Annotated in this window: 27 protein-coding genes; 14 read left to right on the top strand and 13 right to left on the bottom strand. The window is 64.8% G+C overall.

All coding sequences use genetic code 11. The annotated features are described in order from the left end of the window. Nucleotides 1–10: 10 nt before the first annotated feature. Nucleotides 11–685 carry an ABC transporter ATP-binding protein gene (locus C7K55_RS00370; RefSeq protein ID WP_106501432.1) on the top strand — a complete coding sequence of 225 codons (675 nt, stop codon included), beginning with the start codon at nucleotides 11–13 and terminating at the stop codon, nucleotides 683–685. A 7-nt stretch (nucleotides 686–692) separates the two neighbouring features. On the opposite strand, the gene C7K55_RS00365 is transcribed toward C7K55_RS00370, so the two are convergent. From C7K55_RS00365 to C7K55_RS00345, 5 genes are all read right to left on the bottom strand, one after another. Continuing rightward, a complete protein-coding gene (locus C7K55_RS00365; protein ID WP_241518063.1) occupies nucleotides 693–1,853 on the bottom strand; it encodes a M23 family metallopeptidase in 1,161 nt (386 codons plus the stop codon). Nucleotides 1,854–1,896: 43 nt separating this feature from the next. Next, entirely contained in the window at nucleotides 1,897–2,604 is a 708-nt protein-coding gene (locus tag C7K55_RS00360) for a biotin--[acetyl-CoA-carboxylase] ligase (RefSeq protein ID WP_241518062.1), read from the bottom strand. After that, nucleotides 2,601–3,794, bottom strand: coding sequence for an aminotransferase class I/II-fold pyridoxal phosphate-dependent enzyme (locus C7K55_RS00355; protein WP_106501431.1), 1,194 nt, complete (start codon nucleotides 3,792–3,794; stop codon nucleotides 2,601–2,603). The genes C7K55_RS00360 and C7K55_RS00355 overlap by 4 nt, the downstream gene beginning before the upstream one ends. Then, nucleotides 3,781–4,101, bottom strand: coding sequence for a thioredoxin family protein (locus C7K55_RS00350; protein ID WP_106501430.1), 321 nt, complete (start codon nucleotides 4,099–4,101; stop codon nucleotides 3,781–3,783). The genes C7K55_RS00355 and C7K55_RS00350 overlap by 14 nt, the downstream gene beginning before the upstream one ends. A gap of 79 nt (nucleotides 4,102–4,180) precedes the next feature. Continuing rightward, on the bottom strand, nucleotides 4,181–4,954 hold the full coding sequence (locus C7K55_RS00345) for a PspA/IM30 family protein (protein ID WP_106501688.1): 774 nt from the start codon (nucleotides 4,952–4,954) through the stop codon (nucleotides 4,181–4,183). Between the two features lie 87 nt (nucleotides 4,955–5,041). Here C7K55_RS00345 and C7K55_RS00340 point away from each other — a divergent pair, with 87 nt between their 5' ends. Then, entirely contained in the window at nucleotides 5,042–5,590 is a 549-nt protein-coding gene (locus C7K55_RS00340; protein WP_106501429.1) for a DciA family protein, read from the top strand. On the opposite strand, the gene C7K55_RS00335 is transcribed toward C7K55_RS00340, so the two are convergent. The 3 genes from C7K55_RS00335 to C7K55_RS00325 all read right to left on the bottom strand — a co-directional run bounded on the left by C7K55_RS00335 (nucleotide 5,584) and on the right by C7K55_RS00325 (nucleotide 9,596). Next, nucleotides 5,584–7,341, bottom strand: a complete 1,758-nt coding sequence (locus tag C7K55_RS00335) for an ArnT family glycosyltransferase (protein WP_241518061.1) — start codon at nucleotides 7,339–7,341, stop codon at nucleotides 5,584–5,586. The genes C7K55_RS00340 and C7K55_RS00335 overlap by 7 nt on opposite strands. A 246-nt stretch (nucleotides 7,342–7,587) precedes the next feature. Then, nucleotides 7,588–8,661 (bottom strand): glycosyltransferase, encoded by a 1,074-nt coding sequence (locus C7K55_RS00330; protein WP_106501428.1) that lies wholly within the window; start codon nucleotides 8,659–8,661, stop codon nucleotides 7,588–7,590. Continuing rightward, complete coding sequence (locus tag C7K55_RS00325; protein ID WP_106501427.1) at nucleotides 8,661–9,596, bottom strand: DMT family transporter; 936 nt, start codon at nucleotides 9,594–9,596, stop codon at nucleotides 8,661–8,663. Before C7K55_RS00325 ends, C7K55_RS00330 begins: the two co-directional genes overlap by 1 nt. Nucleotides 9,597–9,654: 58 nt before the next feature. Between C7K55_RS00325 and sppA the strand changes: the two genes are divergently transcribed. The 10 genes from sppA to C7K55_RS13650 all read left to right on the top strand — a co-directional run bounded on the left by sppA (nucleotide 9,655) and on the right by C7K55_RS13650 (nucleotide 16,053). Continuing rightward, nucleotides 9,655–10,467, top strand: coding sequence for a signal peptide peptidase SppA (gene sppA, locus C7K55_RS00320; RefSeq protein WP_106501686.1), 813 nt, complete (start codon nucleotides 9,655–9,657; stop codon nucleotides 10,465–10,467). After that, the gene (gene aroH / locus C7K55_RS00315) at nucleotides 10,464–10,841 is read left to right on the top strand and encodes a chorismate mutase (RefSeq protein ID WP_106501426.1); all 378 of its coding nucleotides are present in this window, start codon (nucleotides 10,464–10,466) and stop codon (nucleotides 10,839–10,841) included. The genes sppA and aroH overlap by 4 nt, the downstream gene beginning before the upstream one ends. Before the next feature lie 88 nt (nucleotides 10,842–10,929). Then, nucleotides 10,930–11,523 carry a DUF2808 domain-containing protein gene (locus C7K55_RS00310; RefSeq protein ID WP_106501425.1) on the top strand — a complete coding sequence of 198 codons (594 nt, stop codon included), beginning with the start codon at nucleotides 10,930–10,932 and terminating at the stop codon, nucleotides 11,521–11,523. Nucleotides 11,524–11,619: 96 nt separating this feature from the next. Then, nucleotides 11,620–11,757: a 50S ribosomal protein L34 gene (rpmH, locus tag C7K55_RS00305; RefSeq protein ID WP_006170261.1), complete on the top strand. Its 138-nt coding sequence runs from the start codon at nucleotides 11,620–11,622 to the stop codon at nucleotides 11,755–11,757. A 5-nt stretch (nucleotides 11,758–11,762) separates the two neighbouring features. Then, on the top strand, nucleotides 11,763–12,146 hold the full coding sequence (rnpA, locus tag C7K55_RS00300) for a ribonuclease P protein component (protein WP_106501424.1): 384 nt from the start codon (nucleotides 11,763–11,765) through the stop codon (nucleotides 12,144–12,146). Beyond that, complete coding sequence (locus tag C7K55_RS00295) at nucleotides 12,143–12,550, top strand: PH domain-containing protein (protein ID WP_106501423.1); 408 nt, start codon at nucleotides 12,143–12,145, stop codon at nucleotides 12,548–12,550. The genes rnpA and C7K55_RS00295 overlap by 4 nt, the downstream gene beginning before the upstream one ends. A gap of 53 nt (nucleotides 12,551–12,603) precedes the next feature. After that, complete coding sequence (gene yidC, locus C7K55_RS00290) at nucleotides 12,604–13,731, top strand: membrane protein insertase YidC (RefSeq protein ID WP_106501422.1); 1,128 nt, start codon at nucleotides 12,604–12,606, stop codon at nucleotides 13,729–13,731. 3 nt (nucleotides 13,732–13,734) lie between these two features. Continuing rightward, nucleotides 13,735–14,274 carry a YceD family protein gene (locus C7K55_RS00285; protein WP_241518060.1) on the top strand — a complete coding sequence of 180 codons (540 nt, stop codon included), beginning with the start codon at nucleotides 13,735–13,737 and terminating at the stop codon, nucleotides 14,272–14,274. Between the two features lie 10 nt (nucleotides 14,275–14,284). Beyond that, the gene (locus C7K55_RS00280; RefSeq protein WP_106501421.1) at nucleotides 14,285–15,760 is read left to right on the top strand and encodes an AAA family ATPase; all 1,476 of its coding nucleotides are present in this window, start codon (nucleotides 14,285–14,287) and stop codon (nucleotides 15,758–15,760) included. Between the two features lie 119 nt (nucleotides 15,761–15,879). Beyond that, nucleotides 15,880–16,053: a hypothetical protein gene (locus C7K55_RS13650; protein WP_193486054.1), complete on the top strand. Its 174-nt coding sequence runs from the start codon at nucleotides 15,880–15,882 to the stop codon at nucleotides 16,051–16,053. Here the strand turns inward: C7K55_RS13650 and C7K55_RS00275 are convergent. After that, on the bottom strand, nucleotides 16,050–16,829 hold the full coding sequence (locus tag C7K55_RS00275) for a mechanosensitive ion channel family protein (RefSeq protein WP_241518059.1): 780 nt from the start codon (nucleotides 16,827–16,829) through the stop codon (nucleotides 16,050–16,052). The genes C7K55_RS13650 and C7K55_RS00275 overlap by 4 nt on opposite strands. Nucleotides 16,830–16,951: 122 nt before the next feature. Here C7K55_RS00275 and C7K55_RS00270 point away from each other — a divergent pair, with 122 nt between their 5' ends. Then, a complete protein-coding gene (locus tag C7K55_RS00270; RefSeq protein ID WP_106501683.1) occupies nucleotides 16,952–18,115 on the top strand; it encodes an aminotransferase class V-fold PLP-dependent enzyme in 1,164 nt (387 codons plus the stop codon). A gap of 74 nt (nucleotides 18,116–18,189) precedes the next feature. Here C7K55_RS00270 and aqpZ read toward each other — a convergent pair whose 3' ends face one another. From aqpZ to yidD, 4 genes are all read right to left on the bottom strand, one after another. Next, nucleotides 18,190–18,930, bottom strand: coding sequence for an aquaporin Z (gene aqpZ / locus C7K55_RS00265; RefSeq protein ID WP_193486053.1), 741 nt, complete (start codon nucleotides 18,928–18,930; stop codon nucleotides 18,190–18,192). 102 nt (nucleotides 18,931–19,032) lie between these two features. Next, nucleotides 19,033–20,526: a UDP-N-acetylmuramoyl-L-alanyl-D-glutamate--2,6-diaminopimelate ligase gene (locus C7K55_RS00260; protein ID WP_106501420.1), complete on the bottom strand. Its 1,494-nt coding sequence runs from the start codon at nucleotides 20,524–20,526 to the stop codon at nucleotides 19,033–19,035. A 27-nt stretch (nucleotides 20,527–20,553) separates the two neighbouring features. Beyond that, nucleotides 20,554–20,868: a glutaredoxin family protein gene (locus C7K55_RS00255; RefSeq protein WP_106501419.1), complete on the bottom strand. Its 315-nt coding sequence runs from the start codon at nucleotides 20,866–20,868 to the stop codon at nucleotides 20,554–20,556. After that, nucleotides 20,868–21,131 carry a membrane protein insertion efficiency factor YidD gene (gene yidD, locus C7K55_RS00250; protein ID WP_106501681.1) on the bottom strand — a complete coding sequence of 88 codons (264 nt, stop codon included), beginning with the start codon at nucleotides 21,129–21,131 and terminating at the stop codon, nucleotides 20,868–20,870. Before yidD ends, C7K55_RS00255 begins: the two co-directional genes overlap by 1 nt. Before the next feature lie 197 nt (nucleotides 21,132–21,328). On the opposite strand from yidD, the gene rpsD reads away from it, so the two are divergent. Beyond that, a complete protein-coding gene (gene rpsD, locus C7K55_RS00245) occupies nucleotides 21,329–21,937 on the top strand; it encodes a 30S ribosomal protein S4 (protein ID WP_106501418.1) in 609 nt (202 codons plus the stop codon). The last annotated feature ends 119 nt before the right edge of the window (nucleotides 21,938–22,056 follow it).

Raw genomic sequence — 22,056 nt, 5'->3', positions numbered from 1 at the left:
CAGCGATTTGATGGGGGATCCAGTTGCCCAACTTCAGGGCGTAGCCAAGGTTTATGGCAGCGGCGAGATGGCCGTTAAGGCTCTCGATGGTGTGAATCTCACCGTCAATAGAGGGGATTACTTAGCCGTGATGGGAGCGTCCGGCTCCGGCAAAAGCACGGCCATGAATATTCTCGGCTGCCTCGACCGCCCGTCCAGTGGCAGCTACCGGCTCAACAACACCCCGGTGGAAGACCTCAGCGATGACCAGCTCGCTGATTTGCGCAACCGCGACCTGGGCTTTGTGTTTCAGCAGTTCCATCTGCTGCCCCAGTTGAGCGCCCTCGACAATGTGATCCTGCCGATGGTTTACGCGGGGGTGCCTGCGGCTGAGCGGCGCCAACGGGCCCAGGCCGCCCTCGAGCGGGTGGGGCTGGGTCAGCGGCTAAATAACAAGCCCAATCAGCTCTCGGGCGGCCAGCAGCAGCGGGTAGCCATAGCCAGGGCGATCATCAACCAGCCCGCCCTGCTGCTGGCCGACGAGCCGACCGGGGCCCTGGATTCCCAAACCACCGCCGAAGTACTCGACATCTTCGATGCCCTGCATCGCGGTGGCATGACCGTGGTGATGGTGACCCACGAAGACGACGTGGCTGCCCGGGCCGAGAAAATCGTGCACTTCCGCGACGGCCGGATTCTGGGCTGACGGATCCTCAGCTAAGGGAGCGGGGCCGCTCCAATCTTTCCAATAGCTGCCCCATCAACAGGGCGATGGCATCGCTGCCGGCGGCCCCCTTGCCCGGGTCAAGATCACCAGGATCAACCGCCACCCAGCCGCCGTCGCCGGGCAGCCGCAGCTCGAAGTGCAGATGGGGTCCGCTGCTCAAGCCCGTGCTGCCGACCCGGCCGATTACCTCGCCCTGGCGCACCCGATCACCCTCCTTGACGTAGAGCTCGCTTAGATGGCCGTAGAGGGTGCGGCGCCGCGGCCGGTCGTGTTCGACCTCAACCGCCAGGCCATAGCCACCCGCCAGGCCACTGCTCACCACCAAGCCGCCCAGGGCTGAAACCACTGGCGTGCCTTCTGGAGCCGCCAGATCGCGGCCCGCGTGCATCAGCCAGCTGCCCAGGATCGGGTGCAGCCGGTAGCCGAAGTTGCTGCTGGTGACCGCCGAACCAATAAGAGGAAACAGCAACTTGCGGTTGCCGTTTCCACCGATCGGAGCCGGGCGGGGCGTGACCCCAAAGACATCAGCAAGGCGGAAGCTACCGCCAGCGCCGGCCAGCAGGGCCGAAACCGGCACCGTGAGCGGAGGCAGTACGCGACCTTCGCCGTCATAGCGGGCAAAAGATTCAGCGCCTGCTACGCCGCCATTTGCGCCGTTGTTGGTACGGCCGCGCCAGCGCACCACCAAGCCACTACTGCACTCCTGCTGGGAAAGAGCGCCGCTGCTGCAGGCCTGCTGGTGGGCAGGCACGTTGAAGGGGGTCGTGCCGGAGCCCGAACGAATCCGGGCCCGCTCCACCGGACTAACCACCCCATCACGCACCAGCTCATCGAGGGAGGCATCAAAACGGGCCGGCGGCCGGCTCGGCAGGGCAGCCGGATCGGGACGCAGCGGCTGGGCCAGGGGCACGGGCGGTGGCGCTGGCGGCATCTCGATTGCCGGCTGGGGGTTGGCTCCAGCGGCAGCAGGCGAAGGGGCAAGGCCAGGACTGAGCTGGTTTTGCCCCCAGGCCAGGCCCACTCCCAGCAGGGGGGCAGCCATAAGGGGCAGCATCGCCACCAGGGCCCGGCCCCGGCGCAGGGGGCTTGGGGCAACAGGATTGAGGGGGGGTTGCCCCGGTGGCTGGCGATGGCGCATAGGCGCCATTGTAAAAATCCTGCCTAACCGCGCCCTTGCCGAGGGAACGGCCTCAGAAGTGGCGCTGGAGGGCCAGCTCCCGCCCCTGCCGGCCGAGGCGCAGGCGGCCATCGGCATGCAGACCCAGCACCTGCCAAAGCTCACCGTCGTGCAACCAGCCCGCCCCAGGGCGCCACAGCCGGGCCTCGGCGGCAGCGCGCACCTGGCAAGGCTGCTGGGCATGGGCCGCAGCCCATTCCAGGCCGGCAAGCACCCTGGGCAACAAGCGCTCGGGCCGCGCCAGGGGGTGGCCCTGCCGGCAGCCGAGGGCCTCTGCCACCGACAGGGCTCCAGGGGGCACCCGGTTGCAACCATTGAGTCCAACCCCAACCTGGGCAGCGCGGATCCGCTGGCCCCGCAAGCGCATCCGGGGCAGCAACCCCGCAATTTTGCGATCCCCCACGAGCAGATCGTTGGGCCACTTGAGTTGCACCACAAGCCCCAGAGCCTCGAGCTGCTGGGCCAGCCCCACCGCCACCGCAAGGCCCAGGGAGGCCGTTCCAGGCAAAGCCCCAGCCCAAGGAATGGCCGCACTTAGCCAGATCCCGCCCGCCGGCGACAACCAGGGGCGCCCCTGCTGACCGTGGCCAAAACGCTGGCGCCGAGCTGTTACCGCCAGCCTCTGCAGCGACAAGCCTGCGGCCTGGCGCCGCTCCAGCCAGCGATCAAGTTCGATTTCAGTGCTCGCACACACCGGCAGGCGGCGCAACTGCCAGCTCAAAGGGTGGCCAGCCAGGCACCGATGCGGGCCGCACCAGCCTCGAGCTCGGCTACCGGATGCACCAGGGCAAGGCGCAGCCAGCCCTCGCCTCCGGGGCCAAAGCCATTGCCAGGCGTCAGGGCCACACCGGTGGCCTCGAGCAGGGCTGCACAAAAATCCTCGCTGCCCCAGCTGCGCTGGCGCGCCTGGGGCGGCAACTCCAACCACAAATAAAGCGCCATTGAGGGCCGCCGCACCGGCCAGCCCACCGCTTCAAGGGCGTCAGCCATGCGATCGCGTCGCTGCCGGTATTCCTGCCGCAACTGACCAGGCCAATTCGGAGCCTGCTCAAGCGCCGCAATCGCCCCGGCCTGCAGGGCCAGGGACTGATTGAAATCCACCACCCCCTTGAGCTGGCGCAAGGCGCTGATCAACCACTCGGCACCGATGGCGAAAGCCAGCCGGTAGCCCCCCAAACACCAGCCCTTTGAAAAGGAGAAAAACTCAATGCCGCAGTCGCGCCAATGGGGTGCTCGCAACAGGGCCGGCGCCTCGCCATCGAGGGCCAGATCCACGTAAGGGTTGTCGTGGGCCAGCACAAGCCCATGGCGAAAGGCCCTTTCCGCCGCTTCATCCAGCCAGAGCTGCTGGCCCGTAGTGGCAGTGGGGTTGTGGGGGTAGCCGAGCACCATCAACTTCAAGTCGTCCCACTGCTCTGCGCTGAGGGCATCAAAATCCGGTCGCCAGCCCGCCTCGGGATCGAGCGGCAACAACACCGGCTCAGCGGAAGCCAGGTGTAAGCCACCCAGGTGGGAGGGGTAGCAGGGGTCGAGCAGCAGGGCCCGATCACCCGGGTTGAGCACCGCCAGGGGCAGGTGGGCCGTGCCCTCCTGGGAACCCACCAGCAACAGCACCTCCGTCTCCGGATCCACCTTCACCCCAAAGCGACGCTGGGCCCAATCGGCCACTGCCAAGCGAAAGGGCAGGGTCGCTGCGTGAAGGCAGTAGGAGGCGCTGGCGGGCTGACCAAGCTGGGCAGCGATCGCCTCGATGGCCGCCTCGGGGGGTTGCAGATCGGTGGAGCCGAGTGAGAGATCGAGGAGTGGGGATAGACCCCGGCTGGCGGCACGAGATGCGTAGGCCGATTTGCGCTGGTCATTGCGAGCGAAAACGCCGCTGCCAAGACGCGACAGGCGCTCAGATATGGGCATCCACAAAAGCCTGAAGCTGCGGTTTGGCCATGGCACCCTCGTGGCGTGCCAGTTCCTTGCCATCTCGGAACAAGATCAGGGCGGGCAGTCCCTGGATCTGCAAGCCATCGCGAATCACTGGGTTGGCGTCTGCCTCGAGCTTGCCCACCACCAGGCGATCCGCATATTCAGCAGCCATCCACTCCATCATTGGAGCCATCAGCCGGCAGGGACCGCACCATTCGGCCCACACATCCACCAGCACGGGGGTAGAACAATCGGTCACCTCAGCTTGGAAATTGGCATCGGTGAGATGAGCGACAGACACGACAGCAGCCCTTAAAAACGTATGCGTACGGCGATTGTATGAAGCGGGGCAGCCGGCCGGAGACGAACTGCCAAGCCGCTCAGAGTTTGTCGATCGAACGCTTGAGCTCCTCGAGCTCCGGGTCTACCTCGCTCACCTTTACGGGCTCGAGCTGGGGAGCAGCTGAGCTTCCCAGGGGCAGGGATACCGGTGTCCCACCGGCGAGGCGATTTTTCAAAGCCGCCAATTCATCGTCAACCTCGGGGGCACCTTCAAGGGCCGCAAACTGACTCTCCAGATCTGCTCCAGCCAGCTCAGCGGCGGCTTGGCTGCGAGCCTCCAGGGTCTGCACCTTTTCCTCCATGCGCTCAAAGGCGGCCATGGAGCTGTTGGTGCCGAGGCTGCCCACGGCGCTCTGCAGCTGCTCCTGGGCCTGGGCCGCCTGGGCCCGGGCCTTGAGCATGTCCTTTTTGGTTTTGGCCTCGGCGATCCTGCTCTCAAGTGACACCAAGCTCTTTTTGAGCTGGTCCACCTGACCCGCCTGGCTCTGCAGCTGGGTGTTGAGGGCAGTGGCGGTGTCTTGGCAGGTTTTGCGGCGCCCTAGGGCTTCCCGGGCCAGGTCTTCCTCACCCTTCTTGAGGGCCAGTTCAGCGCGCTCGTACCACGTTTTAGCCTGGGAATCGGCCTGCTCGGCCTGGTTCTGGATGCGCTTTTGGCTAGCGATAGCAGTAGCCACCGCCTGGCGAAGCTTGATCAGGTCCGACTGCATGTCGGCCACCGATTGATCCAAAATCTTGGAAGGGTCCTCCATCGCGCCTACCGCCGCATTGGCGTTGGCGCGGATCAGGCGGCTGAGGCGGTCGAAGAAGCCCATCGGAGGCTGCAGGGGCAAGGCTTGAGGTTAGCCAGGGTTTGGCTTGATTCACCAGCGGGATTGCCGCACCGCCGATAGGGTCAAGCCATGGCCAAGGCCCCCCGACAGCAAACCCGCCAACTCGGCAATCTGAGCCTGCTGATGCCGCCACCCCGGCAGCCCGCCAGCGCCCTGGCCAGCTGCCTGCGGGAATTGGAGCAAAGCTGGCAGCAGGGCGGACACCTGGCAGCCCTATGGCAGGCCTGGCCCCGCATCGCCGGCGCCCAGCTGGCACCCCACTGCCGGCCCCTGCGGCTGCACAGCGGCCTGCTCACCGTGGGCGCCGCCCCTGGCCCCTGGCTGCAGGCGCTCCAATACAACCGCCACCAACTGCTGGGGGCCCTACGCGCCAACGGCTTCACCGTGCGAGACATACGCCTGGAGCAGCACCACCCCAGCGCCGCCGTAGCCCCCGGCCGCCAGCAGGAGGAAGAGGTGTGGAGCGTCCATCCCAGCCGGGTGGACGTCCACGGCATGGCTAGCTGTCCCCGCTGCACCAGCCCGGCCCCCGCCGGTGAAATGGCCCGCTGGGGCCATTGCAGTTTCTGCCGGCAAAAGCAGCTGACCCAGTCTTTAGAAGGCGCGCAGCCTCAGTAGCGCTCGGGGCGCTGCAGCTGCCAGTCGGCGGCCACCCCCTGCCGCTGCAGCTGGGCCGCCCGCTGCTCCAGGCGACTGCGCTCCAGGCGCCAGAGGGCATAGATACCGCGGCGACTCAATAGCTGGGGTTTAAGTCCCTGCCAGTGGGGCTGGGCGGCGGTGCCGGAATCAATCACCACCAACACACTCGGCTGCTGCGCCGACGTGCTGGCGGGTTGGCCTGGGCGGCTCTCATGCCGCAGGCGATCGGCCAGGTTCAACAGGTGCTGGGGCTCATCACCCTCGAAGATCACCACCCGGCGGCTGTAGTAGTGCAGCGAGGGTTTGAGCATGCCGAGCATCGCCAGCGGCTCGCTGGGCCGGCGGGCGGAGCGGGCCTCAGCCGCGAGCTCCCGCACTGGGGCGGCCCGCAGCCGATCACCCAACTCCACCAGCGGCAGCAACACCGCCGGCACAAACGCTGCCAGCGGCAGCTGCAGGGCCAGCAGGCCCGAAAGAGCGTCCTTGCGCCAGCCCGCCCAGGCCCCCAGCAGCAGGGCTAGGGCCCAGAAGGCCGCGGCCAGGGGCACCCAGGGCGCCGCCAACAGCTCAGCCACCAGGCTGGGCATCTCGGGGGCCTCAATCAGCGGCAGCCAAAGGGGTCCTGCCGCGAAGCCCCCGGCCAGGACCGCCGTGAGCAGCAGGCTCAGCCCCCAGGCCCAGCGCCGGCACCGCTGAGCAGCCAGGGCCACCAGCAGGCCCGCCGCCGGTGTGGCCGGCAGCCAGTAGCTGGGCAGCTTGGTGGCGGCCGCAGTGAAAAACAGAAACACCGCCAGCAGCCAGCAGGCGGCGAAACGCTGCAGGGAGAGCTCGGGCGCCAGCGGGTCGGCCGGCAGCCAGCGCCAGCGCAGGCGCCCCAGGCCCTGGGCCAGCCCCAGCAGCAACAAGGGCGTGACCGGCAAGCTGGCGATCACCAGCACGGGCACGAAGAACCACCAGGGAGCCTGGTGATTGTTCACCACCGCGGTGAAGCGCTGCAGATTGTGATAACCAAAAAAGCTCTGCCAGAAGGGCTCTCCCTCTACCAGCAGCGCCAGGCCATACCAGGGCAGCGCCACCAGGGCGGTGAGTGCCAGCCCAGGCAGGGGCCGCAGCCGCGCCCACAGCCCGCCCAGATCCGCCTGCAGCCAGCCAAATAAAAGAAGGGTGAGCCCCAGCAAAAGCACCGCCACCGGCCCCTTGGCCAGCACCGCCAGCCCCAGCACCAGCCAGGCCTGCCACCAGCGGCGCCCGCCTGCGGCATAGCAGCGCCAGCTCAGCAGCAGGCTGAACCCCAGACACCCAGCCAGTAGAGCATCACTCACGGCGATGCGGCCCCACACCAACGCCAGGGGCGAAAGGCCGTAGGCCAGGGCGGCCGCCAGCGCCGTGGACCCTGGGGCCCGGGAGCGCTGGGGCCAGCGCAGCAGGGTGTGGGCCAGGCCCAGCATCAGCGCCACGCTGGCCAGGGCCGAGGGCAGCCGCGCCGCCCAGGTGCCCAGGGGGTTCCAGGCCTGCTGCCCCGGCAGGGCATAGAGGGCCCCCATCAACCAATACACAAGCGGCGGCTTGTCGTAGCGGGGCAGGCCGTTGACGCGGGGAATCAGCCAGTCGCCCGTTTCAGCCATGGCCCGCGCCGAGGCGGCGAACAGCGGCGGTGTTTCATCCACTAACCCCGTGCTGCCGAGCTGCCACACGAACAGCAGCAAGCCGATCGCCAGGGTGCAGAGCAAGACGAGGCGATGGCGGGTCAGCGGGGCCGGTGGCGGCTCAGCGCTTAGCAGATCTGGCGTTAAGCGCTGTGGCAGAGGGCGTTTTGCCGAAGCATTCAACGTACTGAAGCGACGTGCGACCGCTGGTGGCAAGCCGGACCTGGCAGTTCCTGCCAACCGCCATCAAGCAGGGCTCGGCGATCTCGGCGGCGGCTAGCTGATCACAAACGGTTCCCCTGCCGCATGGCCGTGAATGCCCCATCTCGGTCAGGTCAGCCCCGCCAGCAACCACGCCTCCACCCGCTCCGCCAGCACCGCCCGCGTGGCGTTGGCCTCCACCCAGGCCCGGCAGGCGCGTCGCTCGATAGCGCCCACCTGGGCCACCGCCGCCGCCAGGGCCGTCACGTCGTCCGGCTCCACCAGCAGTCCAGTGAGACCGTGCTGCACCAACTCGCCGGGGCCGCCGCGGCGATAGGCCACCACCGGCACACCGCAGGCCAGCGCCTCCACCACCACGTTGCCGTAGGCCTCATTCCACTTGGGGGTATTCAGCAGGGCCTGGCAATGGCCGAGCTGCTGCTGCAGCTGATTGGTGGGCAAGAAACCACGCCACTGAAGGGTGCCAGCCGGCACCGACGCCTCCACAGCTGCTGCATAGGCCTGGTCTTCCACCAAACCCCACACCGCTAGGGGTAACCCCAGCTGGGCCGCCGCCGCCGCCGCGTCCTCCAGCCCCTTCTCCGGCGCCACCCTGCCGGCCCAGCCGAGCAGCGGCTCAGGCTCGGCGCAGAAGCCGTAGGCGTCTAGGTCAAAGCCATTGCCCAGCACCACCGGCGCCTGGGGCAAACAAAAATCCTCCGCCTGCACGCGGGTATGAAAAGCGAGGCGCCGATGATCCCAAGCCGCCAGCTCGGCAATCGCCAAATCCATCGCCTCACTCACCGAACCCATGCTCACCAGGTGAAACAGGGGCAGGGGAGCTAGAGGGGTCAACCAGAGAGGCAGCCAGTCGTAGGCCAGGTTGATCACCGCCTCAAAGCCGGCCCCAGGCCCCTCCAACAGCGCCCGCCGCCAGAAGGCCTGCAGCAGGCCGTCGGCTGGCATCGTGATCGCGGCACTGCGCTGCTGGTGCTGGGCGCTGGTCTGGGAGCTGCCGCAACAGGTCCAAAGTTCGGCGGCGAGGCAGGAGGTGGGCAACACCGACTCCTCGGCCGCCAGCACCGTCACCCGGTGGCCCCGCGCCAACAACCCCGCTACCAGGGCACAGGCCGTCAGCTCCACACCGCCGCCGCGGCCACTGCCCAGGGCTCCCACCGGAGTACTCACCACCAGGATCCGCATCACGGCTGCTCCAGCAGGGAGGTGCCGCGCCAGAGCTGCTGGCGCCGGTTGATCAACAGCACCGACACCAAGGCCAGCAGGGCCCCGAGCCACTGCAGCGGCTGCAACTGCTCATCAAGCAGCAAAACCCCGCAGAGCAGGGCGAAGACGGGAGTTAAGAAGGTGAGAGCGGTGAAACCCGTGAGGTCACCACTGTTGGCAAACCAGAAGAAGAGGCCGTAGGCCAGGGCGCTGCCGAGCACGGTGGCGTAAGCCATCAATCCCCATTCTCCCAGGCTCCAGCTGGGCAGTAGGGCCCCCTCCCAGGCGACCCCGCCCAGCAGCGGCAGGCCACCAAGCAGAAGGTGCCAGCCGGTAATTGCCACCGGATCGCTCTGGCGGCTGGCGTAGCGACTCAGCACCGTGCCGATGGCCATCGCCGCCGCCGCCGCCAGCATCCACAGCTCCCCATGGCTCCAGGCCTGTTCGCCAAGGGCGACGGGACCATCGAGCCACCAGTGGCGCAGCACCGGTGCCGGCAAACCCAGGCAAAGGATGCCGAGCAACCCCAGCAGCAGGCCCACCCAGCCCACCGGATTGATCGCCTCCCCAAACAGACTGCGGGCCAGCAGGGCCACCAGCAGGGGCTGGGAATCAATGAGTACCGAACCCAGGCCCGCTCCGGTCTGGCCCAGGCCCCGGGCCAGTAGCCCCTGGAAGATGCTGCCGTCCACCAGGGCAAAGGCCAGCAACCAGGGCCAATCAACGGCAGCCACCCGCAGGGAGCGGCCCAGCAACAGGGCGGCCAGCAGCACCAGAACCCCCGCTGGCAGCAGCCGCAGGCTTGCCACCTGCAGGGGACTGCCGGATTCCAGCAGGGGCCGCATCGCCGCCATCGCCGTGCCCCACAGCGCAAAAGGGAGCAACATCAAGGGCCATCGCAGGGCCTGGGGCATGGGCTTCCTGGCCGGCGAAGGCTTTGTTTTTAAGATCCAACCACTTCACCTATCCCAAATGCCCTGGCCCTGGCGCCGCAAGACCCGTCGCACCCTGGCGCGCATTGCCATCGAAGGACCAATCGCCGGCCCGACCCGCAGCCGGGTGCTCAAGGCCCTGCGCCAGGTGGAGCAACGGGAGTGCCCTGCTCTTCTGCTGCGCATTGATAGCCCCGGCGGCACCGTGGGCGACAGCCAGGAGATCTACAGCGCCCTAATGCGCCTGCGAGAAAAGGGCTGCAAGGTGGTGGCCAGCTTCGGCAACATTTCCGCCTCAGGCGGGGTCTACATCGGAGTTGCCGCCGAGAAAATTGTGTCCAACCCAGGCACTATCACCGGCTCGATCGGCGTGATTCTGCGGGGCAACAACCTCTCCAAACTGCTGGAGAGGGTGGGCGTGAGCTTTGAAACCGTCAAGAGCGGCCTCTACAAAGACATTCTTTCGCCGGATCGCGCTCTCAGCGAAGGGGAACGCAAGCTGCTGCAGAGCTTGATTGATTCGAGCTACCACCAGTTTGTGGAGGCCGTAGCAACGGGAAGGGGGCTTAACCAAGAGACGGTGCGCGGCTTCGCCGATGGCCGGGTGTTCAGCGGCGCCCAAGCCCTGGAGCTGGGTTTAGTAGATGTGCTCGGTGATGAGGAGACGGCCAGGCGACTGGCCGCTGAGCTGGCTGGCCTCGACCCTGAGAAAACCCGCCCAACCACCTTTGGCAGCCCGCCTAAACGCTTTGGCGGTGTACTGCCAGGCCGCAGCCAACTGCGCCAGCTGATCGAGAGCTTCAGCCTGGAACTGGCCTGGAGCGGTCAACCCCTGTGGCTCTACAGGCCATGAATGCTGGTTTTGTGCTGCGGGCCCTACGCGGGGCAACCACCGCCGAGGCGAACAGCACCGAGGCGATTCAGGCCTGTGTCAAGGAGCTTGTGGATGCCCTTATGGAGCGCAATGGACTCCAGGGAGAGCAGCTGTTGTCGGTGACCTTTTCCGTAACCCGGGATCTGGATGCCTGTTTTCCGGCGGCCATCGCCAGGCGCCAGCCAGGCTGGGACCAGGTGGCTTTGCTCGATTGCCAGCAAATGGAAGTAGCGGGCGATCTGCCTCGCTGCATCCGACTGCTGGCCCATGCCTGGCTACAACCGCAGCAGACCCCGCTGCACCCCTACCTGCGCGAGGCAGCAAGCCTGCGCCCAGATCGGGCTCAGCCGTAGGCCCGCCGCCACCTTTGGGGCCGGCCACCCCGGGCACCGGGGCAGCAGCTCCCTGCTGAGAATCAAATCACTTAATGGTGCAGCCCTGATGGGTTTCCCTCGCCTTCGCCACCAACTCGCCCTCCCGGCCCTGGCCGCCAGCGCCGCACTCGTCACTGGAGCAGTTGCGCTTAGCACCAGTCTCCAGCCGAGCCTGGCCCAGGGCACGCCCAGCCTGATGGAGTTCCGCTGGGACAACACCAAGGACTATCGCAAGCTCTACTTCTTCATGACCGACACCCAGCGCCTCAAGCGCTCGGAGTACTACTTGATACTCAGACCAAAAGATCGCAAGACGGCAATCCTAAAACTAAGTATTAGCGTCCCAAGTTATTTTGACACCAAGATTGATCCCAAGCGTGTCAAGCTCTGCAAGATGAGTGAAGGCGGCATGATGTCTCGCACCAAGTGCCAGGAGACCATCCCAGCCACGATCGAAGTATCTGCCGATGGCGGTGCCATAGAGATTTTCCCAGACACCCCCGTGCCAGACACCGGCACCATCGGGGTGTACATGAACATCTTCAATCCCTTCAACATCGGCATGTATCAGTTCAATGCGCTGGCCCAAGCCCCCGGCGACGTGCCGATGGCCGGCTACCTGGGCAGCTGGCTGATTCAGATCGATCCGCCTAACAACTGAGCGGCATAGGCACTGAGCCCCAGCGGCGCCAACCCCGCCTGATAGGTTGGCCCTTACGCCCATTACCGACGCAATAAGCGCAGCGAAGAGCCAGCCATGACCAAGCGCACCCTGGAAGGAACGAGTCGTAAGCGCAAGCGCGTATCTGGTTTTCGTGTACGCATGCGCAGCCACACAGGCCGCCGCGTGATCCGCACCCGCCGCCGCCGCGGCCGGGCCCGCCTCGCCGTTTAAGAGCCTTGGCCCTGCCCCAGTGCCACCGGCTTAAGGGGCAACGGGTGTTTGACCGTGTGTATCAGAAGGGCCGCAAAACGCACGGCCCTTTTTTGTTGCTCCGCGTTTTGGACGCCCTGCCCCAACTCCTACCTGCCAAGCAGCAGAAAAGTCCGGCCAGCACCTGGCGCTGCGGGATTGTGATCAGCAGCAAGGTGCACAAACGATCCGTGCGCCGCAATCGCCTGCGCCGGCTCCTGCACGAGCACCTACTTGCCCAGCAAATCGGCGATGGCCAGCGCTGCCTCTGGCTCCTACTCAGCCTCAAACCCGGTAGCGCTGAGCAATGCCCCCAGGCCTTACTGGGAGAATGCAGTCAACTTCTTCACCAAGCAGGCCTGACGCGATGAGCACTGCCCCCGCCACCTCCATTGAGGAAAGCGTTTTCTACGAAGGTGGACCCGCCAAGGGAGACCTGATCTTCAATTTGGTGCTCGGGCTCACCCTCATCGGCATTCCTTTCGCCATTGGAGCGATCGTGCGGGCTTTTTGGCTGCGTTTCCGGATCACCAGTCGCCGGATCGAGGTAAACGGTGGCTGGCTGGGGCGCGACCGCACCCAGGTTGTGTACAGCCAAATCAGGGAGGTGCGCAGTGTGCCCCGCGGCTTCGGCCTCTGGGGCGACATGGTGCTGGTGCTCAACGACGGCTCCAAGCTCGAGATGCGCGCAGTGCCTGGGTTCCGGGACCTCGAGGCCTACATCGAGGAGCGCCGCCAAGCCAAAAGGTCCACACCCAAGGGCATGGCCGCCTAGACCATCAGTCACACTGAGCCCACGCGCCCCCCTACCCCGAGAGCCCCTCTGCCGTGATCGGCTACATCTCCGACAACCTGCTGCTCCCAATCCTCGATTTCTTCTACGGATTGGTGCCCAGCTATGGCCTGGCAATCATCGCCCTCACCGTGGTGATCCGGCTGGCCCTGTTCCCGCTCAGCGCCGGCTCGATCCGCAACGCCCGCCGCATGCGGATCGCCCAGCCCGCCATGCAGAAGCGGCAGGCCGAGATCAAGGCCAAATACGCCAACAACCCCCAGAAGCAGCAGGAGGAGCTGGGCGGGCTGATGAAGGAGTTCGGCAGCCCCCTAGCCGGCTGCCTGCCCCTGCTGGTGCAGATGCCAATCCTGTTTGCCCTGTTCGCCACCCTGCGGGGCTCACCTTTCGCGGATGTGCCTTACACCTTCAACCTCAAGGTGCTGCCTGCTGAGCAAATCGCCGCAGTCGAACCCAAACCCTTCAACAGCCCAAGCCACTCGATCTTCGTTACCGAAACCACCCACGTGCCGGTGATCGCCAGCCTCGAAGGCGGCACCAAGCTGGGAGTGGGTGATTCAGCCCAGGTGAAGCTCCACACCAAAGACGGCTCGAGCTTTGCCTCGGTGCTGCAGGGCATCGACCATGGCGACGCCTACACGCCCGCCTGGAGCGTGACCAAAGGAGAAGGCGTCGTAAGCGTGGCAGCTGATGGCACGATCACTGCCCTAGGCACCGGCGACGCCACAGTCGAGGCCAAGATCCCCGGCCTGGCGGCCCGCAGCGGCTTCCTGTTCATCAAGGCTCTCGGCCAGGTGGGCTTTATGACCGATGGCGCCGTGAACTGGGACATCGCCATCCTGGTGGCAGGTTTCGGCGCAAGCCTGTTTGCCTCCCAGATCCTTTCTGGCATGGGCATGCCCGCCAATCCTCAGCAATCCACCGCGAACAAGATCACCCCGGTGATGATCACCGGCATGTTCCTGTTCTTCCCCCTGCCGGCTGGGGTGCTGCTCTACATGGTGGTGGCCAACATCTTCCAGGCCCTGCAGACCTTCCTGCTCAGCCGCGAAGCCTTGCCCGACAACCTGCAGGCGATCCTTGACCAGCAAATGGCGCAGCAACCCGTGACTGTGTCAGCCAGTGGCGGTCGCCTGCCCTTCGAACCAAAGGGCAAGAAGTGACCCGTGTCCAATTCACCCCAGCCAGAGCACTCTGATCAGATTGTCGGGGAGCGGCTTCGGCCGGTTCCCCTTTCGGATCTGCGGCACCTGGAAGCTGGGCGCCATTGGCAAATAGACCAAACCATCGAGGGTATAGCAAGCCTCACACCGGTGCGAGGCCAACTGCACGCCAACCATCGAGGCAACGTGCTGGAGGTGGTAGGCAAAGCAGAAACGATCGTCACCCTCTGCTGCGACCGCTGCCTCCAGCACTTCAACCATCCCCTGCGCGCCAGCAACCAAGAATTGCTTTGGATCGGCGAACCCGCCCCAATCCCATCCGACTCGATGGCAATGGAGGGCGAGGCTGACGACAGCGGTCTGATGGAGCAGCTCGATCCCAGGGGCAATTTCGATCCAGAACACTGGGTATTTGAGCAACTAAACCTGCTGCTACCCATCGTTAACCACTGCGGCAAGGACTGCCCCGGTCCGGCCACCTGGAGCAGCGACGGCGATGGCATCGATTCCCGCTGGAGCGCCCTGCAGGGCCTGAAACCCTGAGCCTCCCTCCGTGACAGACAGCTGGGCCGACCAACTCGATCTACTGATCCGGGCCCGCACGCCGATTCTGTGGATCCGCAGCCTTGAGGAGGAACGGGTTGATGGCCTGCTTGAACAAGCCGCCCAACGACTGGGCGGCCGCACCCTGCTGCGCTGGGACTTCATTGATGGGTTGAGCGGTGCCCCAAACCGCAGTGGCGAGGCCACCCGCAACCCGATGGCGGCCCTGGCCTGCCTCGATACCCTGCCGCCCGAGCAGGGGGCCCTGCTGGTGCTGCGCGATTTTCACCGCTATTGCGAAGACGCCGGTGTCTGCCGCCGGCTGCGCAACCTGGCCTCGAGCCTGCGCCAGGCCCCCCGCACCCTGGTGATCACCGCCCCCGACTGGGCCATTCCCCGGGAACTGGAAGACAGCATCACCCTGCTGGATCTACCCCTGCCTGGTGCCGAAGAGATCCGTCAACTGCTCAGCACGATTGCTGGCGCCAGTGGCTACCCGATGGCACCGGCCGTGTGCGAACAGCTCACCGCCGCCTGCCACGGCCTTAGCGAGCAGCGGGTGCGCCAGCTAGCAGCCCGGGCCCTGGCGCGGCGCGGCCAACTCGGGGAGGCGGATTTAGCCGAGGTGCTGGAGGAGAAACGTCAGGCGATCGCCAAGAGCGAGCTGCTGGAGTACTGCCCGAGCGAGGCCAGCCCCGCCGATATCGGTGGACTCGAAGCCCTCAAGCACTGGCTAGAACAGCGCCACATGGCCTTCAGCGAAGAAGCCATGCGCTATGGCCTGCCCCTGCCCCGGGGCGTGCTGCTGGTGGGCCCCCAGGGCACCGGCAAATCGCTCACCGCCAAGGCAATAGCCCACAGCTGGAGCATGCCCTTGCTGCGCCTGGATGTGGGCCGGCTGTTCGCCGGCTTGGTGGGGGCTTCAGAGGCCCGCACCCGCGACATGATCCAGCGAGCGGAGGCGATGGCGCCCTGCGTGCTCTGGATAGATGAGATCGACAAAGGCTTTGGGGGCGATTCCCGCAGTGATGGGGGCACCAGCCAGCGCGTGCTGGGCACGGTGCTCACCTGGATGGCAGAGAAAACCAGCGCCGTGTTTGTGGTGGCCACCGCCAATGGCGTCGACAAGCTGCCAGGTGAACTACTGCGCAAGGGGCGCTTCGACGAGATTTTCCTGCTGGATCTGCCCAGCGCTGACGAGCGCCGCTCCATTCTTGATCTGCAGCTGCGTCGCCGCCGGCCAAAGCACAGCATCACCCTGGAAGTGCTGGTGGATCGCACCGCGGGGTTCTCCGGCGCCGAACTGGAGCAGACCGTGATCGAGGCCATGCACCTGGCCTTCGCCGAGCAGCGGGAATTCGGCGAAGCCGACCTGATTGCTGCCGCTAGCCAGGTGGTGCCCCTTTCGCGCACCGCCCGGGAGCAGCTGGAGGCGCTGCAGGCCTGGGCCAGCGGGGGCCGGGCCAGGCCCGCTTCCCGCGGTTAGGGCAGCTGGCGTTGATGTCGAGGCGTAACGAACTCCGACGTCAGGTAACAAGCTTGGCTTTAGGCCGGGAATCAAAAGGAAATTACCTCTACGTTCTGGCCCAAGCCGCCCGAGCATCCGTGAGCCCCACTCCAAACAGCCGCCCTGAAGTTTTTAACCAACTGGCGGTGGCCTGTCTTGGGGCAGGGATCGTAACCTCCGTGGCGGTGGCTCAGGGACAGAACCCACTCACCGCCTTGGGCATCACGCTTTTTTCTGCAATCGCCGCCGTAATGGTTGGCCAGGTGCTCTAGTTAGCGCCCATCGCCAGGGGAATCCTGGGCACGGGGAAACCATTGGCACCGAGCACGTCGATGATCATGCGATTGGTGTCGAAATACACCTGCCAATAGTTGCTGGTGTGGGTGTAGGGACGCACCGCCAAACGGGGACCACGCTCACTGAACTCGAGCACCTCGACGTCTGCCTCCATCCCAGCAAACTGATTAGGAACCTGCTTGATGGCTTCTTTAAGCAGGGCAATGGCACGGCCTACATCAGCGGAATTGTCGAGCTGGGCCACTAGCTCAACGCGACGGTAACCATGGACCGAATAATTTTGGATGGTGTCGCCAAACAACTTGCCATTCGGCACGATATTGCGCACGTTGTCTGGCGCTAGAAGCGAAGTAACAAACATGCCAATTTCCTCCACTGTGCCGGTGATGCCAGCAGCTGTAATGAAGTCACCGACACTGAAAGGGCGGAAAATCTGCAGAAAAACACCAGCCGCGAAGTTGCCGAGCATGCCACTCCAGGCCGCCCCGATTGCAACGCCGGCACCAGCAAGTAGGGCAGCAAAGCTGGCTGTCTGAATACCAAAGAAGCCGAGTATCGCTACCACCAAGATCACTCGCAAAACCGCAGCGAGGATATTGATCAGATAGCCAACAACTGTCACATCCAGGCTGCTATGACGCAAACTTTTGCGCATAATGCGCATAGCCAGCTGAATCAGCCAGCCACCCGCGATCCAGAGGGCTACTGCCCCTACCAACTTCAAAACAAAGGGAACAATCGTGGAGACCACGAGCGCTGACAGATCTGGAATTGGCATTGCCAACAATTCATAGGTTGAACTATTCATACTTTCACGGATCAATCGACCGGTCGTCAATGCAATGCCAGGATCCGAGCAAATAAATGCTCCTGATGCCAGCTGATTTCCGCGCCCAGCTACCCGCCCTGGCCAACAAGACCTACTTCAATTACGGCGGCCAGGGGCCCCTGCCGAGCTCGTCCCTCGAGGCCATCACTGCCGCCTGGTGCACCATCCAGGAGCTGGGCCCGTTTACCGGCGAGGTATGGCCTTTTGTGGAACAGACCAGCAGCCAGCTGCGCCAGCACCTGGCTGGCTGGTTTGGCGTGCCAGCGCACCGGTTGGCCTTCAGCGAAAACGTAACCAGTGGCTGCGTACTGCCGCTCTGGGGCCTGCCCTGGCAGGCAGGCGACGAACTCCTGATCAGCGACTGCGAGCACCCGGGGGTGGTAGCCGCCTGCCGCGAACTAGCCCACCGACAAGGGCTTGTGCTCACAACTTTGCCGGTGGCGGATCTACTCGGCACTGCCGATGACACAAACAAGCAGGTGCTGCAGCGATTGGATCGCCAACTCAGCCCCGCCACCCGCTTGGTTGTGCTTTCACACCTGCTCTGGAATACGGGCCAGGTGATGCCGATTGCAGCGGTAGCCGGCCAGCTCAGCTCACACCCCAAGCAGCCCTGGCTGCTGGTGGACGGGGCCCAATCCCTTGGGGCCATTCCCATCGAAGCCGCCGCAGCCGCCGCTGACATCTACGGCTGCACCGGCCACAAATGGTGTTGTGGCCCGGAGGGACTGGGAGCAGTAGCCCTATCGGAACGGGTGGTGCGCGAGGCCAGGCCAACCCTGATCGGCTGGCGCAGTCTCAGCCACGAAGCCAGCGGCCAGAGCGAATTTCACACCGACAGCCGGCGCTTTGAAGTGGCCACCTCCTGCATACCCCTTTGCGCTGGGCTTGAGCAATCCCTGCACCTGTTGGAGGCGGAAGGCACAGCCGAAGAGCGCCTGGCCCTGATTCAGCAGCGCAGCGGCTATCTCTGGCAAGGGCTGCAGGCAAACCCGCGCGCCCGCACGCTGTTGGAGGTGCCGCCACCAGCGGGGCTGGTCAGCTTTGAGATCAGCGGGGAAGATCCGGAAATGGTGGTGAAGCGCCTGGGTGAGCAAGGCATCTGGCTGCGCAGCCTCGACGACCCCCACTGCCTGCGAGCCTGCACCCACATCACCACCACCGAAGCCGAAATTGATCAACTACTTGGAGCTTTGCAAGCCTTCTGAGTTGATCCCAACGCCAAAAAGAGAAGGGGCTTACGCCCCTTCTCTAGATCAAGCTTTCCTAAATCTAATTGGTATCAGGAAGCCTGGTCGCTGAACACATTGCGATAAACCCAACCAGCGAGCAAGGCTCCCACGATCGGCGCTACCCAGAACAACCAGAGCTGCCCCATCGCTTCCACTCCGGCCCAAACAGCCACTGCGGTGCTACGCGCAGGGTTAACTGATGTATTAGTCACCGGGATGCTGATCATGTGAATCAGCGCCAGGGTGAGTCCAATAGCAAGGCCAGCAAAGCCAGATGGAGCCAGGCGATCAGTGGCACCAATAATCACCAACAGGAAGAAGAAGGTGAGCACTAGCTCCACGATCAAGGCTGCCCAGAAGCCATAGCCACCCGGCGAATGGGTGCCCCAACCATTGGTAGCCAGCGGATTACTACCAGCCATCACTAAATCAAAAGCCGGGCCACCTGCCACGACCAGCTTGATAAAGCCTCCGGCCAGCACGCCGCCAATCACCTGAGCCACGATGTAGGGCAGCAGCTCCGAACCTTTCATGCGTCCGCTGGCCCAAAGGCCGAAGCTCACCGCCGGGTTGAGATGACAACCAGAGATGTGCCCAATTGCATAGGCCATTGTTACCACCGTGAGACCGAAGGCCAGCGACACGCCTAGAAAACCAAGCCCAAAGGGATTGCCCGGGGCAATGTCGGCTCCAGTGAGATACGGGAAATTAGCGGCGATTGCGGCACTACCGCAACCTCCCAATACCAGCCAAAAAGTTCCGAAGCCTTCGGCAAGAAGCTTCTTGCCCATTGGAATAGAGGCTGTCACAAAAATGATTGATAGGACTATCTAAATTTATCGGGAGCACCTTACGGAAACAAGATACTGGGAGCATTGAGAAGCATTCAGCCTCTAAGTGCCCCGGCGGCGGCGCAGGGCTTTGTCAGCCTCTTCCCGGTCGTCGAAATGAACCTTGGTGGTGCCGAGGATCTGGTAGTCCTCATGTCCCTTACCGGCGATCAGCACCAAATCCCCAGGTTCGGCCTCGGCGATGGCGGCGGCGATAGCTACCGCCCGGTCGGCCTGCACCTGCATGGATCCTCCAGGAGGAATGTCAGCAGTCACATCGGCCAGGATTTGCTGGGCATCTTCCGTGCGGGGATTGTCGGAAGTCACATAGAGCTGGTCAGCCAGCTGGGCTGCAATAGCTCCCATCTGGGGGCGCTTACTGCGGTCGCGGTCGCCGCCGCAGCCAAACACGCAGATCAGACGCCCCGCCGTAAAGGGGCGGCAGGCAGCCAGGGCATTGGCCAGGCCATCGGGAGTGTGGGCGTAATCCACCAGCACGGCCGGGTCGCCGCCGCCGTCACCCACCACCACCCGCTCCATGCGACCAGGCACGCCGCGGAAATCGGCCAGCCCCTCGAGCAACTGGGGCAGGGGGACGCCCTGCTGTACCAGGGCACCAACCGCCTGCAGCAGGTTCATCAGGTTGAAGCGACCCAGCAGGGGCGAGTGAAATGCCCCCTCCCCCGCCGGTGTCTGAAGCACCCCGCGCACGCCGCCTGCCCCCAGCTGCAAATCGCGGATGAACAGCTCGGCGCTGGGATCTTCCAGCGAGCTGCGCCAGCAGGCTTTACCCAGACGGCTCACCAGCTGGGCGCCCCAGGGGTCGTCGCCATTCACCACCGCCCCCCCAGCCAGCAGCGGCTCCGCAAACAACCGCGCTTTGGCCTCGAAATAGGCCTGCATCGAAGGGTGATAGTCGAGGTGATCCTGGGTGAGGTTGGTAAACACGGCGCCGGAGAAGTGGCAGCCAGCTACCCGCTGCTGATCAAGGGCATGGGAGCTCACTTCCATGGCACCGATCTGGGCACCGGCCTCAACGGCCTGGGCCAGCTGGGCCTGGAGCAGATCGGCGAAGGCCGTGGTGTGCTGAGCCGTCACGCTATGGCCAGGCCAGCGATTCACCAGGGTGCCAAACAGGGCCGAAGGCCTGCCTGACGAAACCGCCAGATGCTCAATCAAATAGGTGGTGGTGGTTTTGCCATTAGTGCCGGTGACCCCAATCAGGGCCAGCCGGCGACTGGGCTGGGACCAGAAGGCAGCCGCCAGCTCTCCGGCCCAGCGGGTCAGCGGTTCAGGCGCTACCAGCACAGCATCGCCTGGCCCAGGCGGCTGAAGGGCCGCCGCGGCCTCGCTGATCACCGCAGCTACCGCACCGGCCTGCAAGGCCTGGGGCCAGAAGCAGCCCCCATCAACCTGGGTGCCAGGCAGCCCCAGAAACAAAGTGCCCCGCCCGATGCGGCGCGAGTCACAGCTGATGCCGCTCAACTCCCCGTTGGGCACGCCCAACGGCACCTCCAAACCCACCTGCTGCAGGACCTGATGGAGCAGCTGGGTCATGGCACCGTCAGGAAAGCTGGCGCCTTTCTAAGCGTCCTGGCCGGAAAAACCGTGCTTCTGCAACCAAACCTGCAAGCTGGCGCCAGCCAGCCGGGGCGGCACCCTCGGCAGCTGCCGATCTCCCTGGCCGGAGCGCACCTGCAGCACCGGCACCTCCAACCCAAAGCGGGCCTGCAGGGCGGAATCACCATCCACATCGATCAACTCCAGCGCCAGTGGAGGATCGAGGGCGCGCAACTTCTGCTCCAGTCCCTCGCAGAGACAGCACCCCTTGCGGGTTAGCAGCAGCAAAACCGGGAGCCCGGGGGAGGAAGAGGGCCAAGAGGGAGCGGAGGAGAGCATCAATCGGGCACCGGATCGCAACCGCAGGCGCTGAAGGGATGACAACGCAGCAGCCGGCGCAGGGTGAGCCAGCTGCCCCGCCAGGGCCCATGGCGGCTGATCGCCTCGAGGCCGTAGGCGCTGCAACTGGGAATGAAACGGCAGCGGGGCCCCAGCAAGGGCGAAATCCACTGGCGATAAAAGCTGATCAAGGCGAGCAATAGGGCCGCCAGGCCAGTAGTAAGCAATTGGGTCAGCAGCTGGGTTGACTGTTTGTTTGGCAGTTGGGGTGAAGCCCCAAGCTCGGCCTCTTGCAGGGAGGCGAGGCCCGGCTCTGGCTGGAGATCGAGGCTGCGCGGCCCAACCGATAGGATCGATCGTTGGCGCGGCACAGCTCGAGTTAGCGGGATCATCCCAGCATGCTCGATACCGCAGCGCCTTGCCTCCCAAGGGAGGTACTTCGTCCTTTGAATTTGTTTTCATGTCTCGCTACCGCGGCCCTCGCCTGAGGATCACGCGGCGCTTGGGAGACCTTCCCGGTCTCACCCGTAAGTCCGCCAAGCGGTCTTATCCCCCCGGTCAGCACGGCCAAGCCCGTCGCAAGCGCTCCGAATACGCCATCCGCCTCGAAGAAAAGCAAAAGCTTCGCTTCAACTACGGCATCTCCGAACGTCAGCTGGTTCGCTACGTCAAGAAAGCCCGGGCCCAAGAGGGTTCCACGGGTACCAACCTGCTGAAACTGCTCGAGAACCGTCTCGACAATGTTTGCTTCCGTCTGGGTTTTGGCCCCACCGTCCCCGGCGCCCGTCAGCTGGTGAACCATGGCCACCTGACCGTGAACGGCCGCGTCGTGGACATCCCCAGTTACCAGTGCAAGGCCGGCGATGTGGTCGCCGTGCGCGAGCGCAAGCAGAGCAAGCAATTGGCTGAAGGCAACTTGGCCTTCCCGGGTCTGGCCAACATCCCGCCCCACCTGGAGCTCGATAAGAACAAGCTCGTCGCCAAGGTGATCAGCAAGTGCGAGCGCGAATGGGTCGCCCTTGAGATCAACGAACTGCTGGTGGTTGAGTTTTACTCCCGCAAGGTGTGAGCGACTGGGTGCTGCTGCGGCCCCGAACTCCCCAAGCCCTCGCCCAGTGGCGGGGGCTTTTTGTTGCATTCATTTTTGTAGCGACCGGCGTAGCGGCTGGGGTGGCGGCTGGCGTAGCG

Origin of the sequence: Cyanobium usitatum str. Tous (genome assembly GCF_003011885.1) — a bacterium.
GTDB classification, from domain to species: domain Bacteria; phylum Cyanobacteriota; class Cyanobacteriia; order PCC-6307; family Cyanobiaceae; genus Cyanobium_A; species Cyanobium_A usitatum.
Note: the sequence above shows the minus strand (reverse complement) of the source record. Positions and strands in the feature narration are given on the sequence as shown.

Bases quoted from the DNA above. Each gene is read 5' to 3' on its own strand.
- C7K55_RS00295 (WP_106501423.1), top strand. From the start codon at position 12,143: ATGAGCACTGCCCCCGCCACCTCCATTGAGGAAAGCGTTTTCTACGAA.
- aroH (WP_106501426.1), top strand. From the start codon at position 10,464: ATGAATGCTGGTTTTGTGCTGCGGGCCCTACGCGGGGCAACCACCGCC.
- rpsD (WP_106501418.1), top strand. From the start codon at position 21,329: ATGTCTCGCTACCGCGGCCCTCGCCTGAGGATCACGCGGCGCTTGGGA.
- C7K55_RS00340 (WP_106501429.1), top strand. From the start codon at position 5,042: ATGGCCAAGGCCCCCCGACAGCAAACCCGCCAACTCGGCAATCTGAGC.
- aqpZ (WP_193486053.1), bottom strand. From the start codon at position 18,930: ATGGGCAAGAAGCTTCTTGCCGAAGGCTTCGGAACTTTTTGGCTGGTA.
- C7K55_RS00270 (WP_106501683.1), top strand. From the start codon at position 16,952: ATGCCAGCTGATTTCCGCGCCCAGCTACCCGCCCTGGCCAACAAGACC.
- C7K55_RS00325 (WP_106501427.1), bottom strand. From the start codon at position 9,596: ATGCCCCAGGCCCTGCGATGGCCCTTGATGTTGCTCCCTTTTGCGCTG.
- C7K55_RS00260 (WP_106501420.1), bottom strand. From the start codon at position 20,526: ATGACCCAGCTGCTCCATCAGGTCCTGCAGCAGGTGGGTTTGGAGGTG.
- sppA (WP_106501686.1), top strand. From the start codon at position 9,655: ATGCCCTGGCCCTGGCGCCGCAAGACCCGTCGCACCCTGGCGCGCATT.
- C7K55_RS00370 (WP_106501432.1), top strand. From the start codon at position 11: ATGGGGGATCCAGTTGCCCAACTTCAGGGCGTAGCCAAGGTTTATGGC.
- C7K55_RS00365 (WP_241518063.1), bottom strand. From the start codon at position 1,853: ATGGCGCCTATGCGCCATCGCCAGCCACCGGGGCAACCCCCCCTCAAT.
- C7K55_RS00255 (WP_106501419.1), bottom strand. From the start codon at position 20,868: ATGCTCTCCTCCGCTCCCTCTTGGCCCTCTTCCTCCCCCGGGCTCCCG.
- rpmH (WP_006170261.1), top strand. From the start codon at position 11,620: ATGACCAAGCGCACCCTGGAAGGAACGAGTCGTAAGCGCAAGCGCGTA.
- C7K55_RS00345 (WP_106501688.1), bottom strand. From the start codon at position 4,954: ATGGGCTTCTTCGACCGCCTCAGCCGCCTGATCCGCGCCAACGCCAAT.
- C7K55_RS00330 (WP_106501428.1), bottom strand. From the start codon at position 8,661: ATGCGGATCCTGGTGGTGAGTACTCCGGTGGGAGCCCTGGGCAGTGGC.
- C7K55_RS00355 (WP_106501431.1), bottom strand. From the start codon at position 3,794: ATGCCCATATCTGAGCGCCTGTCGCGTCTTGGCAGCGGCGTTTTCGCT.
- C7K55_RS00310 (WP_106501425.1), top strand. From the start codon at position 10,930: ATGGGTTTCCCTCGCCTTCGCCACCAACTCGCCCTCCCGGCCCTGGCC.